Source organism: uncultured Tenacibaculum sp. (assembly GCF_947494125.1).
Taxonomy (GTDB): domain Bacteria; phylum Bacteroidota; class Bacteroidia; order Flavobacteriales; family Flavobacteriaceae; genus Polaribacter.
This window is the reverse complement of sequence record NZ_CANLTU010000002.1, coordinates 285,833-299,703: the sequence shown is the minus strand read 5'-3', so window position 1 is coordinate 299,703 and position 13,871 is coordinate 285,833. Positions and strand designations below refer to the sequence as shown.

Genomic DNA, 13,871 nt, shown 5'->3' with positions numbered 1-13,871 from the left:
CCCTGTTTTTCTTACTTTAGCAAACGCAAAACAAATAACTTACAATGGATCTTAACTTCAATAAAAACGAAGACCACAATAAACTTTTAGCTTCAGATTTACGCCAACGTTTGGTAAAAGTAAAATTAGGCGGAGGACAGAAACGTATTGACAAACATCATGAAAAAGGAAAACTTACCGCTAGAGAGCGTATTGATTTTCTTTTAGACAAAGACACCAAATCTATTGAAATTGCTGCTTTTGCTGGTGATGAGATGTATAAAGAACATGGAGGCTGCCCTTCTGGTGGTGTGGTTGTTAAAATGGGATACGTTAGCGGTAAACAATGTTTGGTTGTTGCTAACGATGCTACCGTTAAAGCTGGTGCTTGGTTTCCTATTACTGGTAAGAAAAATTTAAGAGCGCAAGAAATTGCTATTGAAAACAAATTACCTATTATTTACTTAGTTGATTCTGCTGGCGTTTATTTACCGATGCAAGATGAAATTTTTCCTGATAAAGAACATTTTGGAAGAATTTTTAGAAACAATGCTGTAATGAGCAGTATGGGTATTACTCAAATTGCTGCTGTTATGGGGAGTTGTGTTGCTGGTGGTGCTTATTTACCTATTATGAGCGACGAAGCTTTAATTGTTGATAAAACTGGTAGTATTTTCTTAGCTGGAAGCTACTTAGTTAAAGCAGCTATTGGTGAAAGTATTGACAATGAAACTTTGGGTGGAGCTACTACACACTGCGAAATCTCTGGAGTTACTGATTATAAAGCAAAAGACGATAAAGACGCGTTAACTACCATTAAAAATTTAATGGATAAGATTGGAGATTATGATAAAGCTGGTTTTAACCGTAAAGAAGCTTTTCCTCCAAAAGAAAATGAAGACGATATTTTTGGAATTCTTCCTAGAGAAAGAAATGCTCAATATGACATGTTAGAAATTATCAAACGTTTAGTTGATAATTCTGAATTTGATCAATATAAAGAAGGTTACGGACAAACTATTATTACTGGTTATGGTCGTATTGATGGTTGGGCTGTAGGTATTGTTGCCAACCAACGTACTTTAGTTAAAACTAAAAAAGGTGAAATGCAATTTGGTGGTGTTATTTACAATGACTCTGCTGATAAAGCTACGCGCTTTATAGCAAACTGTAATCAAAAGAAAATTCCTTTAGTTTTCTTACAAGATGTTACTGGATTTATGGTTGGCTCAAAATCTGAACACGGTGGTATTATTAAAGACGGTGCTAAGATGGTAAATGCTGTGTCTAACTCTGTTGTTCCTAAGTTTACTATTGTTATTGGTAATTCTTACGGTGCTGGTAATTATGCTATGTGTGGTAAAGCTTATGACCCTCGATTAATTGCTGCATGGCCTAGTGCTGAATTAGCCGTAATGAGTGGTAACTCTGCTGCTAAAGTTTTGTTGCAAATTGAAACTGCTTCCTTAAAAAAGCGTGGAGAAGAAATTACTCCTGAAAAAGAAGCTGAGTTATTTAATAAAATAAAGTCGCGTTACGATAACCAAATTTCTCCATACTATGCTGCTGCAAGAATTTGGACAGATGGCGTTATTAACCCACTTGATACAAGAACTTGGGTTTCTATGGGGATTGAAGCTGCGAACCACGCTCCTATTGAAAAACCTTTTAATTTGGGAGTTATTCAAGTATAATATTGCATATAACTACTTATGAAAAAAAAGATTTTATGGGCTATTCTAATAGCCCTTTTTAGTTTTTTAGGCTACCAAGCTTACATTTTTACTTTAGCTGATGAAGATAATATTAACCCTATTTATCTAATTCCCGAGAATGCTGCTATTGTTTTAGAAACTGAAAGACCTATTGATACCTGGGATGAAATAAGTTCTAGTCCTATATGGAAGCATTTTCAAACCAATTCTTATTTTAAAGAAGTTACCAAAGATGTTAATGGTTTTAATAAACTTTTTAAAGATCAGAAAGGTGTAATTGATTTTATTGGCGAACGTGATTTATTAATTTCTATTCATAGTTATCAAGCTAAAAAATACGGATTGTTATATGTAGTTGATCTTCAAAAACTAGCAAAACTTAGTTTTTTAAAAAGTGCCATTCAAAAATTAGCTGATCATAATTTTAAGGTTACTCAAAGACTATATAAAAATCATGAGATTATTGAGCTTTACAATAAAAGTACTAGAGAAACGCTTCATCTCTCTTTTATTAAAAATCAATTAATTGCTTCATATACACATGTATTGGTTGAGCAATCTATTAATCAATATTTAGAACCCGTAATTGGTCGTGATCTTAATTTTGTTGAAGTAAAAAAAGAAACTGAAAATGACGGTTTTTTCAACGTATACATTCAATACAAGTATTTTGATAAGTACTTAGCTTGTTTTACCGATGCTTCTAACTTAAAAAGTTTTAAAAATATTAAAAGTGCCTTGTTTTATTCTGGATTTGACATTTCTATTATGGAAGGGGTTACGCTACAAGCACTTGGTTACACCAATGTTAATCAGACTTCACAAACCTTTTTAAAAGCCATTCAAAAATCTGGTAAAGGCAAACGCAGTATTGCTACAATAGCTCCTAGAAATACTTCTTTATACTTAAGTTTTTCTTTTGAAAATTTTGATGATTTCCATGCAAATTTAGAAACTTTAGAAAAAGAGAATACTGCTACTTTTAAAACCTATACTGATCAACTTAAAAGCATTGAAGACCAATTAGAAATTGATGTTAAAGAGCATATTTATAGTTGGATTGGTAACGAAGTTGGTTTGCTACATTTTAATTCTAATTTATCTAAGAATAAAAAAGACATAGCCGCTGTTATTAAAGCTGTTGATATTGATGATGCTAAAGAAAATTTAGATTTTATTCTTGCTAAGATTAAAGAAAATACGCCTTTAAAATTTAAACAAATAAATTACAAAGGATATCCTATTCATTTTTTTGATTTAAAAGGCTTCTTTAAAATGCTGGCTGGTAAAACCTTTGCCAAAATGGAAAAACCTTATTTTACTATTATTGATGATTTTGTAGTATTTAGTACGAGTCCTAACTCTTTAAAAGAAATTATTAATAATCACTTAGTGAAATATACCCTAGCCGAATCTGAACGATTTGAAGAGTTTAATTATCATTTTGAAAATAAATCGAGTGTGTTTGCCTACGTTGAAACTGAGAACTCTTATAATGATTTATTAAGTTTATTAGATAGAACAACACAAGTACAACTTAAAAAGAATAAAAAATACTTTAATTCTTTTTCTCAAGTTGGTATTCAACTTATTTCTAAAGGTGATTTGTTTGAAAGTAATATTACGCTTTCTTATCAATCTCCCGAAGAATTATCTAATCATCATAAAAGTGAAACTGCTTTAAAAGAAGAATTGTATAAAAAGTTAGTTCCAGAAAAAGATTCTGTAATAATTGAAACTGCCGAAACTATTTTTACAATTCAAGCTATAAATCCTTCTGATTTAAGTGCGAAAGAATACAAAGAATATTATGATAATAAGCTACTAAAGTTTGAAGTTGAATTAGATGATGGTGCTTTGGATGGTGATTTTAAGTTTTATTATTCTAGCGGTAATTTAAAACTAAAAGGGCAGTTTAAAAACGGAAAAAAAACGGGTATATGGCGTGCCTATAGTGACAAAAAAGGAAATTTAATTTTCAAAAAAAGATTTTAATTGTAAATATTTAACGCAATAGTTACATTTGCCATTGCGTAAACATAATTTTTAAGAAATGGGAAGAGCATTTGAATTTAGGAAAGCAAGAAAAATGAAACGTTGGTCTGCTATGGCTAAAACTTTTACTAGAATTGGTAAAGACATTGTTATGGCGGTTAAAGAAGGAGGTCCTAACCCTGAAACAAACTCTCGTTTACGTGTTATTATACAAAATGCGAAGGCTGCGAACATGCCTAAAGACAACGTACAACGTGCTATTAAAAAAGCTTCGGATAAAGATACTGCGAATTACAAAGAAGTATTGTTTGAAGGTTATGCTCCGCATGGTATTGCAGTTTTAGTTGAAACCGCAACAAATAACAATAATAGAACCGTTGCGAATGTACGTGCTTCTTTTAATAAATGTAATGGTAACTTAGGGACGTCTGGTTCTGTTGTTTTTATGTTTGACCATGTAGTAAACTTTAAAGTTACTGAAGCCTCTTTAGGAATGGATTTAGAAGAGTTTGAAATGGAAATGATTGACTTTGAGGTGGAAGAAGTTTTTGCTGACGAGGAAGACAACTCGGTTATGTTATATGCTCCTTTTGAACAATTTGGTTCTATTCAGAAATACTTAGAAGAAAATAATATTGAAATTCTTTCTTCTGAGTTTGAAAGAATTCCTACAACCACCACTGCTATTTCTGACGAGCAAAAAGAAGATGTTAACAAGCTTCTAGAACGTTTAGAAGAAGACGATGATGTAAACCAAGTTTACCACTCCATGGAAGAATAAACTTAGTTTTTTAAACAAATACGACTATAGCCCTCTATTTTACTAGAGGGTTTTATTTTTCTTGTTTGGTTATAATTGTTTGTTGTTGGTTAAAAAATGATCCAATTCTAAATTGATGAATTTTAACTTTCAAATAAGAAGCTATAAAAAGAAAAATAATACCCAAGCAATTAGACTAAGATTCTTCACTTCTACAGATGATATTCAATATATTGACAACAAGGTCTCCGTTTTAATCAATCAAAAGGCTTCCTTTAGAAGAAAATCTTAATGCTCAAATAAACAAACTAAAGAACAAGGTTCTAAAAATTTATTACAATAATAAAGGCGTTTCAACTAAAAGGCTTTTACAAATTTATAACAACAATACAATATATATAGTAAAATAAATTAGGTCATATTTGTATATTCTATACTATAATTTGCAATAGTTTCATTAGCCTTTTCAAGTATGTTTTCTCCTGTCATTTGTTGCGTAACATCAATAAAATGAACATCTGTAATACCCCAAAAAGAAAACATGTGCTTCATATAGTCAGATACAAAATCCGCTTCACTTTTAAATGCCGTACCACCACTTGCAACGATAATATATACTTTTTTATCTTCAAGAAGCCCAGTAACCTGCCCCATGTCATTATAACTAAAAGTGACTCCCGTTCTTGATATAAGATCTATATAAGCCTTAACAGATCCAGGTACTGAAAAATTGTAAATAGGTATTCCCATCACAATAACGTCAGACTCTTTCACTTCATTTATAAGTCGGTTTGACTCTTTCAATAGTTCATTTTGGACATCCGTTCTATCTTCTGGCAGAGTGTAAAAAGCACCAATAAGTTCCCCTGTTATCAAAGAGACTCCCTTTGTAAGGTCTCTATCTATTATCTCATCATTGGTTGAACAAATAGAAGAAATTAGTTTACTCACTAATTGCCTGGTTACAGATTTATCTGCAGATTGCACACTTGAATTGATTTTTAATATTTTCATACTTTATATTATTTAATTGTATCTTATTTTATTCTAACTCATTCTTACTATAAAGTTTTCTTTCTCTTTACGCACCTTCAATTCTCTAGAGTGAACATCTTCTACCGATCGGTATCCTATTGGCAAAGCCAAGACAGGTGTCAAGTTTTTTGCTTCTAAGTCAAGAATTTCTGTAAACTTAAAAGGGTCAAACCCTTCCATTGGACATGTGTCTATGCGCATTTCTGCAGCAACGGCCAGCACTGTTCCAAGAGATATGTAAGCTTGGTTCTTACCCCAGTTTATTTTGGCCGCATCATCCATGGAATTAATATACATCTTCATTGAATCAGCATAGCCAATCATTTTTTCCTTTCCCTCTTATCTCAGCAGCTCTGGAGGCATAGGTGTCAACCGTTTCATCACTGATGTTTGTTTCCACAGCAAATACCAATATATGAGAAGCGGTTTCAAATTGTTCCTGACCATACCCATGTGGTTCAAGTTTTGACTTCAATTCTCCTTCACTAACCACAATTACTTTAAATGGTTGTAGTCCACCTGAGGTAGCTGCAAGGTTTGCTGCATTTAATAATTGTTCAAGATCTTCTTGCTCAACCTTTTTTTCCGAATCAAATTTTTTAATCGCGGCTCTCCATTCTAGTGATTCTATTACACTCATTGCTCTTTTCTTTAAATTTTATTATTATATTTGTTACGCAAAGTTACTAATAAAAGTTACTTAATGTAACTATTGTTGTGATTTTGGATAAAAAACTAGTAATCTCCAAGTAACTAATACTGAAAACATGAAATGTAGTCAACCCCTTTGTCCTTTAACTCAAGCCTTGTCTGTAATAGGAGGGAAATGGAAACCGCTTATCATTTATTATTTAGATGGATCGAACAAACGTTTTGGCCAGCTAGATGCTATCATACCTGGAATATCCAGAAAAGTCTTAACCACACAATTAAACGAATTACGTCGGGATAAGCTGATTGAACGAAAGGCGTACGCTGAAACTCCTCCTCGGGTAGAATACAGCCTGACCAGCAAGGGACAAGAACTGCTCCCTATATTAAATTCTATTGGTAGTTGGGGAATGTATTTAGTTGATAAATATAAAGCTGAATCTTCCGGAAATAAATCAGAGGATTAATTTTGTTTAAATGAACAATGACTAGATTTAATTTCTGTAACAACAGAATATGTTGCCTTGGCTGATATCAAGGCTTTTTTTGAAACAAGAAAAATGTCTGAATCGAAGCAAGAAAAGATTGAGTAAATTGACAAAGAAAGCAGATTAAACATTCAATAACATGATGAAAAGATGTTTAATGTAGCTCCTTCAGATGAAATACTTCTTTATCTACTTTATGGATATTGCAGCCAACTATTTTAATTAATAATCAAAGGTTTATTTTACTTAGTTTGTAGAAAGTTCCTATTATCTACACTTTGTTTTACTTTAATACATTTATCCTTTGCATTTATAAAATTTCAAATTTAGGTTCTGCTTTAAGTAAATCAGAACAAAAACCATCTTTCTTTTATTCATGGATATCTGTTCGTTATCAGAAAAGCCTCATGAGTTACTTTTTTTTCCTTGCTTCATAGCTGCAATTACTTCTTTTTTACTTAAAAAATATGTCACTTCATCTATTATTTATTTTTTAGGTGTAAGATTCTTATAATTGTGCGTCTAACAATGAGGAGTTCTCAAAATAAATGATCTTTCAATACACCCATTGTGATTGTTTTTTTGGGGGCTTCTTTAATTACAGTCATTTTAGTATTTATTTTCTACGTTTTTGACATAAAAAAATCAACACTTGTTAGGTGTTGATCTGTGGTAAGTAATATTTATAAATAGTTATGCTTATTTTTTATTTTTCAATAATCTATTAACTAAAGTTTCTAACTTTTCAATTTTCTTTTGTTGCTCTTCAATCTTAAAATTTTGCTTTTTTAATTCTTCAATTTCTTTTGTTTGATTTTCAAGGAATTTTATTTTCTTTTCTTGTTCAATGGTATAGAGTGTTAATTCTTCAATTTTTTGTAATAATTTAGAATCCATCTCTCCAAGAAAAATTCCGTCTTCAGAAACTTCTTTTGCACTTGGAATATCTTTTAAATGCCCTTTTTCTTTAATATGTCTTTCTACTTCTTCTAACGTAGGTAATTTATAATCATCATAAAAGACAAAATCAGACCATCCAGTTTCAACTTTTATTTCTTTAGCCCTAATAGCTCCATTAACGGCTAATTTCCATATTCCTGGATTTGTTGTTCCTATTCCTACATTACCATTGTTTTGTAATGTCATAACTGTTACATCTGTATTATAATCTGAAGATGCAGTATTCCCTTTTAAAGCTATATCAAGACGTGTAAACGATTCGTAAATTCCACCAGGAACTGCATATCTTCCTAACTTAAACGATGCTGCTTGTTGAAAAGAAGCTCCACTTGTTATAGACCTTCCTATCTTAAATATTTCTTCAGTACCTACAATACCATTTGCGGGACTTCCTTGAACTTGTAATTTAACTTCAGGGGCTATAGTACCAATTCCTAAATTTCCATGATAATCAAAAGCAAAATTACCTGTTCCTGTTTTTAATAAAACTCCATAATACCCGGCTAACTGCATTGCAGAATATGTTGTGTTTCGAAATATCACATTACTCTGTCCTAATCCATACCAAGGACTATTATTTATTTTCTGACTTTCTTGTTTTATTGGATATTCAATAGTTTGAGCTTTACATAATATACTAGCACCTAACATAGCTATAATAGCAATTTTTTTTTTCATAATAATTTATTTGTAAAATTTAGAAAAACAAAAGTACATATTTTTACTTCCCACAATTATGTCTATGAACTTTTTCCGTTTTTAAAGTGTCGGATAACTACTATTATTTTAAATTCATTAACTTTATAGAATGAAATGGCCTAAGAAATACAAAGACTATTATGAGTACTATAAAAATAAAGAACCATTTCCTGCCTCTGCTGGCATCTTTTTTATAGCAATTTGCGGCATCGCATATTTAATTTATAAATGGTTGAGTTAATAATAATCCAATAATTAAATTAATTTTAATGTTTGTTTATTCTAAAAAGTGCGTTTGAAAACTAAAATAATAAACCAAATAATATTAAACAACTTACAAAACCCAAGTAAAGTAAGCTATTTAAGACCTCTAAATGATGTAAACCAAGTTTATCACTCAATAGAAGAATAGACTCTTTTTTATACCTTATATAAAACCCTCTATCAAAAATAGAGGGTTTTCTTTTTATAATTAAATATCAAAGATTTATTTTACTTAGTTTGCAGAAAAACTCCTCTCATCTATACTTTAATACTCTTTACCTAAAATTCAAAATATTAACTTATCTCCTTCTATATCTTTGAAGTATAAATTAAGATTTTGTTTTTTTCATTATATAGTTTGATTGATTAGTTAGTTTTTAGAAAAGAAGTATTACCTATTATAGGGATTGCTTCTTTTCTTTTTTATATACTACCATATTTGCTCAATAAGACAGCTTAGTAAAAAATTAACTTTGGTTTATATTTTGGTCAAGAGTTTGTACAAATAGGTTACGAGTTTTATACTTTGGGTTGAGAGTTTGTATAAATAAGTTACGAGTTTTATACTTTGGGTTGAGAGTTTGTATAAATAAGTTACGAGTTTTATACTTTGGGTCGAGAGTTTGCATAAATAAGTTACGAGTTTTATACTTTGGGTCGAGAGTTTGCATAAATAAGTTGCGAGTTTTATACTTTGGCTCGAGAGTTTGTATAAACAGGAAAACTTGTTATTAAAAGAATAGAAACACCTTAAAATAGGTGTACGTTAAATTTCAAGAATATGAAAAAAACTAAACAGCTTTTAAGCAACACAATAATTATTAACAGCTTTGTTTGGGCAACAGTCATGATTGTTTCTTACCTTATCTTAGGTTAAGCATACAAAAAATTAGTCTTATTTTATTAAGTTAGTTTTATCTCGAATTGGCAAGAAACAATTCGGTAAAAAATAAGCTAACAACTCTTTTATTGACACTTTTAAATACATAAATAATTTACAAGATACTCTTGAAAAACTACTAAAAGAAAACAAGAATGAAATTTACAGAATTTGTAGAATTTATGCTGCTATTAAATTTGAGAAAGTTAAGAACAAATAAAACTATAGATAACAAAGAACTATGTTAAATAATAAAGGATTTAAAACTAATTTAAAAACAAAATTTTCTTCATAAAATCACCAAATTTAGCCATATATTTTTCTCTACAAATTATTGTTTATCATTTTTTTTATTGATTTTAAAAAGATAGTTTTGGCATGCAAATTGTAAAATGAAAGAGAAAAAATAATCAATAAACATCAAAATGTAAATGAAAATTCAAACTTTTAAAAAAACACTATTTGTGTTAACTATGGCTTTAACTTTTGCTAATTGTCAGACTGACGATAATTTAGAGGCTTCAAAAGTTATTATTACTGATTTTAAAGCTACAGATCTAGTAAAAATGCATGGAGGAAGTGAAAAATCTTGGAAATTAACAAATGTAATTCTCCCTCAAGAACAAATGAATTACCCTACTGTATTAAATAATGATTGTGTATCTGACGATGTTTATACTTTTAAAGCTTCTGCAACAAATGCAAGTGTAGAGAATCTTAAAATTGATTTAGGTAATAATCGCTGTTTTAAAACAAATAGTGACGCAGAAAATTTTGAAGGAAAACTTTTATATGTTCCTTATAAACTTAATGGTGAAACTGTAATTGAAATTACCTTAGTGTTAAAATACACAAGAATTAAAAATATAAATGGTGAAACTTCTACTATATCAAGTATAGATTCTTATCGTTTATCTGAATTAACCGAAGACAGAATGGTTTTCTCTACAGGTTCTGAATATGTAGGTGAATATAGTTTTGCTTATGTATTTGAAAGAATATAAATCATTAATTTACTTTTATAAAAATATTTATTTTATTTGACATAAAAAAGCTCCTTAATTAAGGAGCTTTTGTTTTAAATATATATTTTTAAAAACAATTTATATAAACCTCAATTTAATGGGTTTCTTGCCTTATTATAAGCCATAATGTTCTTAGTTTTTGCTTTCTAGTTTCTTTTCTATTTTTGAAATTCTTTCTACTAAAGATTTCAAAAGTTTATTTTCTTCTTCTAGTTTTTCAATTATAGAATTTTGCTTTTTCAGTCCCTTAATTTCTTTCTCTTGTGAGATAGTATACAAAGTTAATTCTTCAATTTTTTGTAATAACTTTATTTGAAAACTACCAATATTAACTCCATTTTTTTTACCTCTTTAGCAGAAGCTATTTCTGAGAAAAATGAGAATTGCTAACAAAAGCTATACTTTATTAAAAAAAAATATATAATAAGAATCTTGGGATCTCTTTATTTAAAATTTAGATTTATAAAATAGCTATATTTTATTTAATTTAGCATCTGCTATGAACTCTCACATTTAAAATATTCTTTAGAACACACATATAAATTATACAAGCTTATAATCTATAAACTTTATCTTATACAATACTAACAACTAATCACTTTACTTTAAATAAAAATGAACGAAATAGAAAATACAACAACTGAAAACTTAGCTAAAAAAATTGAAATATGGGACAACTCTAAAAGAGCCAAAATATTAATAAATGTCTTTTGGGCATTAACTAGTTTATTATTTGTTAGTCTTCTTTCTGGATACTTTGAGTTATCCCTTCTTAAAAGTGTACAACAAGGAAACTCTATTGATGAAATTGATGTTAATGCAAGTGATTTAATGCAAATGATAATAGGATTATTACAAACTGGTTTACACATAGCTTCAATAATTGTATTTTTAAACTGGTTCAGAAGAGCATATGGAAATTTACACCGATTAAAAATAAGTTATATAAAACACAGTGAATCAACAGCGGTTTGGTCTTGGTTTGTTCCTATTCTTTTTCTTTTCCGTCCTGTTCAAATTATGAATGAGATTTGGACAGAAACTCAAGAAAAAATAAAAAAATATAATTCTTCTTATGTTTTAAAAAGTGGTGGTCTAATAATCGGACTATGGTGGACATTTTTTATCTTTTCAAATTTTATAGGAAAGTATGTATTAAAAACCGCGTTTAAAGACAGTACAATTGATCAATTAATTGAAGGGGCTCAAGCATTAATAATATCGGATATTATGCAAATACCAGAAGCTTTACTAGTTATATTGATCGTATATAAACTTTCGGAAATGGAAACAAAACTAGCTACAGAAGTAAAAAAATCTGGCGGGAATATTGTATTTAAATAAACCTATGGAAAATTATTAATTCATACTTTAATCTGAAAATATTTATTTTACGGTTTTACCTTACTTTTTTTACGGTTTTTTATTCTTTTATTTATTAAACTCTAAGTAATTTCGCATCACTTAAGAGACGTCTTAAGTTCTTTTTCATAGCAATTTCCCACTCAATCTTTGAGTGGGTTCTTTTTTATTATTCGTACTACTGTTTTTCTTTATTTTACTTTTAACTATCATTTTGTTAATATTATCTTAAATAAATGTTAATCAATTAGGGTAAACTCATCATAACTAGTTAAACAAACGTGTACCCCTTGAATTAAATAAAATAGAGGGTGTTTATTTTAAGCACTCTTTATTTTTAAAACACATTTTCAGAAAATTCAGTTTTTAATAGTTAGTGAAAAAATGCTCCTGAAGGAGCATTTTTTATTACACTTATTTTAATATATATATCCTTAAATTTTTGACCTAAAAAACAACACTTATTAGATGTTGATCTGTGGTAGATAATATTTTAATTCTAACATTTAGTATAAGATGTCATAGCCAACCCGAAAGGTTCAATATATATTTTATACCATATGTATTACTTGTTAAATATTTAGCCATACCTCTTTTTCTATTTTCACCTCCAATTTCAAAGAGAACATAATTTTGTTGTTATCAAAATTCCTAATAGATTGATTTTTATTTTCTCCTTTGGTATTTGAAAAATACACATACTAAGCTTTCTCATCCCATGAAACATATCCCAAAACTGGGCTAGCATCTACTAATTCTTCTACATTACTTCCGTCTGGATTCATTAGGTATATTTTTTTAGTATCTCCAAAAGCAATTTTATATCCTTTCATATTAGATGATACACCTGTTTGAAGAATTAGGTCTTTTTACAACTATAAAGAAATAAAAAAACAATACTCATTAATAGTTCATATTTATAAGTCATCAAAATTATTATTTTTAATAAACAGTTTAAATCAATAATTATTCTAATGATTTTAGTTAAACAAGGTGAAACCTTACTTTTATTACGGTTTTTTTTAACTCTTTTTTTTTATTTATCTCTAAGTTTGAGAAACTTAAAAATTTATATCATGTTAAAGAACATTTCAAACTTAGGTTCAACTTTAAACAAAACTGAACAACAATCGATTAATGGTGGTGGAGACCCTGCTGTTAATGAATTATGTGTTCCATTACCAAGAGAAGCAACTATTTGTCTTTTACCTATTAATCCTCACTGCTGTGGTTTATGGGATTAAATTTTTAAAATGCGAGCTTCGGTTCGCTTTTTTATTTTACACTTGTTTTAATATTCGTTTTCTAAATTTTTAATATAAAATTCAATACTCATTAGCAGTTAACTTATTGTAAACAACACATAATTAGTATACTTTTTTTTTATTTTAAGGATCAATAACTTGTAATGAAAAGGCAATCTAGATCCTCAAAAATACAAGTTTTCTCATCTTATTTAAATTTTACGGCTTATCCTTACTTTTTTTACGGTTTTTTACCTCTCTTATTCTTCAGTAGTATATATTTTTGCACCCCTCATATTTTATTTGAAAAATTACAATAACGATTTTATCGTTATGAAAAATTTAATTCCCTTTTTTATCAGCTCCTTCGGGAGCTTTTATTTTAACTACACTTATTTTAAGTTTATAGCTTTATTAAAACTTTTAATGTTATGAAAAGAACTTTAATTTTTCTTTCCTTAATATTCTTACTAATCAGCAACAATGACCCTGTGTTCTTTTTTTATATAAAAAAACAAAACGTTTAAAATATTGGATTAGAATAGTACTAGTATTTAGTCATTATTTGAGTAAATAAAAAATTTATATTATGTTAAAGAATATTTCTCTCTTAATTCAACATTAAACATAAAAAACAACAATCTATAAATGGTAGTGCCAACTATTTTATTAAACTTAAATACTATTATTTTTTAATAAATTTTGTAAGTCACAAATAATTTCTCGTCTAAAGTTTAAGAACAGAAATAGATTTGCTGGGGGGCATTTCTTTTACATTTTGAAGGGAGCATAATTATGCTCCTTTTTTTCTATA

The 13,871-nt window shown here is 28.8% G+C and carries 13 protein-coding genes; 8 read left to right on the top strand and 5 right to left on the bottom strand.

From position 1 onward, the window contains the following. Positions 1–44: 44 nt before the first annotated feature. Genes Q0881_RS04800 through Q0881_RS04790 form a run of 3 tightly spaced genes read left to right on the top strand, consistent with a single transcriptional unit; the run spans position 45 to position 4,470 of the window. Positions 45–1,673, top strand: coding sequence for a carboxyl transferase domain-containing protein (locus Q0881_RS04800; protein WP_299157346.1), 1,629 nt, complete (start codon positions 45–47; stop codon positions 1,671–1,673). A gap of 18 nt (positions 1,674–1,691) precedes the next feature. Next, on the top strand, positions 1,692–3,689 hold the full coding sequence (locus Q0881_RS04795) for a DUF3352 domain-containing protein (protein WP_299157344.1): 1,998 nt from the start codon (positions 1,692–1,694) through the stop codon (positions 3,687–3,689). 58 nt (positions 3,690–3,747) lie between these two features. Then, positions 3,748–4,470 (top strand): YebC/PmpR family DNA-binding transcriptional regulator, encoded by a 723-nt coding sequence (locus Q0881_RS04790; protein ID WP_299157342.1) that lies wholly within the window; start codon positions 3,748–3,750, stop codon positions 4,468–4,470. 390 nt (positions 4,471–4,860) lie between these two features. Here the strand turns inward: Q0881_RS04790 and Q0881_RS04785 are convergent, their stop codons facing one another. From Q0881_RS04785 to Q0881_RS04775, 3 genes are read right to left on the bottom strand one after another with little or no spacing between them, the layout of a single operon-like run. Continuing rightward, the gene (locus Q0881_RS04785; RefSeq protein WP_299157341.1) at positions 4,861–5,463 is read right to left on the bottom strand and encodes an NAD(P)H-dependent oxidoreductase; all 603 of its coding nucleotides are present in this window, start codon (positions 5,461–5,463) and stop codon (positions 4,861–4,863) included. Between the two features lie 33 nt (positions 5,464–5,496). Next, complete coding sequence (locus Q0881_RS04780; protein WP_299157340.1) at positions 5,497–5,766, bottom strand: nitroreductase family protein; 270 nt, start codon at positions 5,764–5,766, stop codon at positions 5,497–5,499. Positions 5,767–5,791: 25 nt separating this feature from the next. Beyond that, a complete protein-coding gene (locus Q0881_RS04775; RefSeq protein ID WP_299157338.1) occupies positions 5,792–6,124 on the bottom strand; it encodes a nitroreductase family protein in 333 nt (110 codons plus the stop codon). 127 nt (positions 6,125–6,251) lie between these two features. Between Q0881_RS04775 and Q0881_RS04770 the strand changes: the two genes are divergently transcribed. Next, entirely contained in the window at positions 6,252–6,602 is a 351-nt protein-coding gene (locus Q0881_RS04770; protein WP_299157336.1) for a helix-turn-helix domain-containing protein, read from the top strand. A gap of 720 nt (positions 6,603–7,322) precedes the next feature. Here Q0881_RS04770 and Q0881_RS04765 read toward each other — a convergent pair. Continuing rightward, positions 7,323–8,261, bottom strand: coding sequence for a hypothetical protein (locus Q0881_RS04765; RefSeq protein WP_299157334.1), 939 nt, complete (start codon positions 8,259–8,261; stop codon positions 7,323–7,325). Positions 8,262–8,391: 130 nt separating this feature from the next. On the opposite strand from Q0881_RS04765, the gene Q0881_RS04760 reads away from it, so the two are divergent. The 3 genes from Q0881_RS04760 (at position 8,392) to Q0881_RS04750 (ending at position 11,795) form a co-directional block, all read left to right on the top strand. Further along, complete coding sequence (locus Q0881_RS04760; RefSeq protein WP_299157332.1) at positions 8,392–8,523, top strand: hypothetical protein; 132 nt, start codon at positions 8,392–8,394, stop codon at positions 8,521–8,523. Between the two features lie 1,334 nt (positions 8,524–9,857). Next, positions 9,858–10,430 (top strand): hypothetical protein, encoded by a 573-nt coding sequence (locus tag Q0881_RS04755; RefSeq protein ID WP_299157331.1) that lies wholly within the window; start codon positions 9,858–9,860, stop codon positions 10,428–10,430. Positions 10,431–11,066: 636 nt separating this feature from the next. After that, positions 11,067–11,795 carry a DUF4328 domain-containing protein gene (locus Q0881_RS04750; protein WP_299157330.1) on the top strand — a complete coding sequence of 243 codons (729 nt, stop codon included), beginning with the start codon at positions 11,067–11,069 and terminating at the stop codon, positions 11,793–11,795. Positions 11,796–12,514: 719 nt separating this feature from the next. Here Q0881_RS04750 and Q0881_RS04745 read toward each other — a convergent pair. After that, the gene (locus tag Q0881_RS04745; RefSeq protein ID WP_299157328.1) at positions 12,515–12,646 is read right to left on the bottom strand and encodes a hypothetical protein; all 132 of its coding nucleotides are present in this window, start codon (positions 12,644–12,646) and stop codon (positions 12,515–12,517) included. A 243-nt stretch (positions 12,647–12,889) separates the two neighbouring features. Here Q0881_RS04745 and Q0881_RS04740 point away from each other — a divergent pair, with 243 nt between their 5' ends. Continuing rightward, positions 12,890–13,057, top strand: a complete 168-nt coding sequence (locus Q0881_RS04740; protein WP_299157327.1) for a hypothetical protein — start codon at positions 12,890–12,892, stop codon at positions 13,055–13,057. Positions 13,058–13,871 lie beyond the last annotated feature (814 nt).

Bases quoted from the DNA above. Each gene is read 5' to 3' on its own strand.
- Q0881_RS04790 (WP_299157342.1), top strand. From the start codon at position 3,748: ATGGGAAGAGCATTTGAATTTAGGAAAGCAAGAAAAATGAAACGTTGG.
- Q0881_RS04755 (WP_299157331.1), top strand. From the start codon at position 9,858: ATGAAAATTCAAACTTTTAAAAAAACACTATTTGTGTTAACTATGGCT.
- Q0881_RS04745 (WP_299157328.1), bottom strand. From the start codon at position 12,646: ATGAAAGGATATAAAATTGCTTTTGGAGATACTAAAAAAATATACCTA.
- Q0881_RS04780 (WP_299157340.1), bottom strand. From the start codon at position 5,766: ATGGATGATGCGGCCAAAATAAACTGGGGTAAGAACCAAGCTTACATA.
- Q0881_RS04800 (WP_299157346.1), top strand. From the start codon at position 45: ATGGATCTTAACTTCAATAAAAACGAAGACCACAATAAACTTTTAGCT.
- Q0881_RS04750 (WP_299157330.1), top strand. From the start codon at position 11,067: ATGAACGAAATAGAAAATACAACAACTGAAAACTTAGCTAAAAAAATT.
- Q0881_RS04760 (WP_299157332.1), top strand. From the start codon at position 8,392: ATGAAATGGCCTAAGAAATACAAAGACTATTATGAGTACTATAAAAAT.
- Q0881_RS04740 (WP_299157327.1), top strand. From the start codon at position 12,890: ATGTTAAAGAACATTTCAAACTTAGGTTCAACTTTAAACAAAACTGAA.
- Q0881_RS04785 (WP_299157341.1), bottom strand. From the start codon at position 5,463: ATGAAAATATTAAAAATCAATTCAAGTGTGCAATCTGCAGATAAATCT.
- Q0881_RS04765 (WP_299157334.1), bottom strand. From the start codon at position 8,261: ATGAAAAAAAAAATTGCTATTATAGCTATGTTAGGTGCTAGTATATTA.
- Q0881_RS04795 (WP_299157344.1), top strand. From the start codon at position 1,692: ATGAAAAAAAAGATTTTATGGGCTATTCTAATAGCCCTTTTTAGTTTT.
- Q0881_RS04775 (WP_299157338.1), bottom strand. From the start codon at position 6,124: ATGAGTGTAATAGAATCACTAGAATGGAGAGCCGCGATTAAAAAATTT.
- Q0881_RS04770 (WP_299157336.1), top strand. From the start codon at position 6,252: ATGAAATGTAGTCAACCCCTTTGTCCTTTAACTCAAGCCTTGTCTGTA.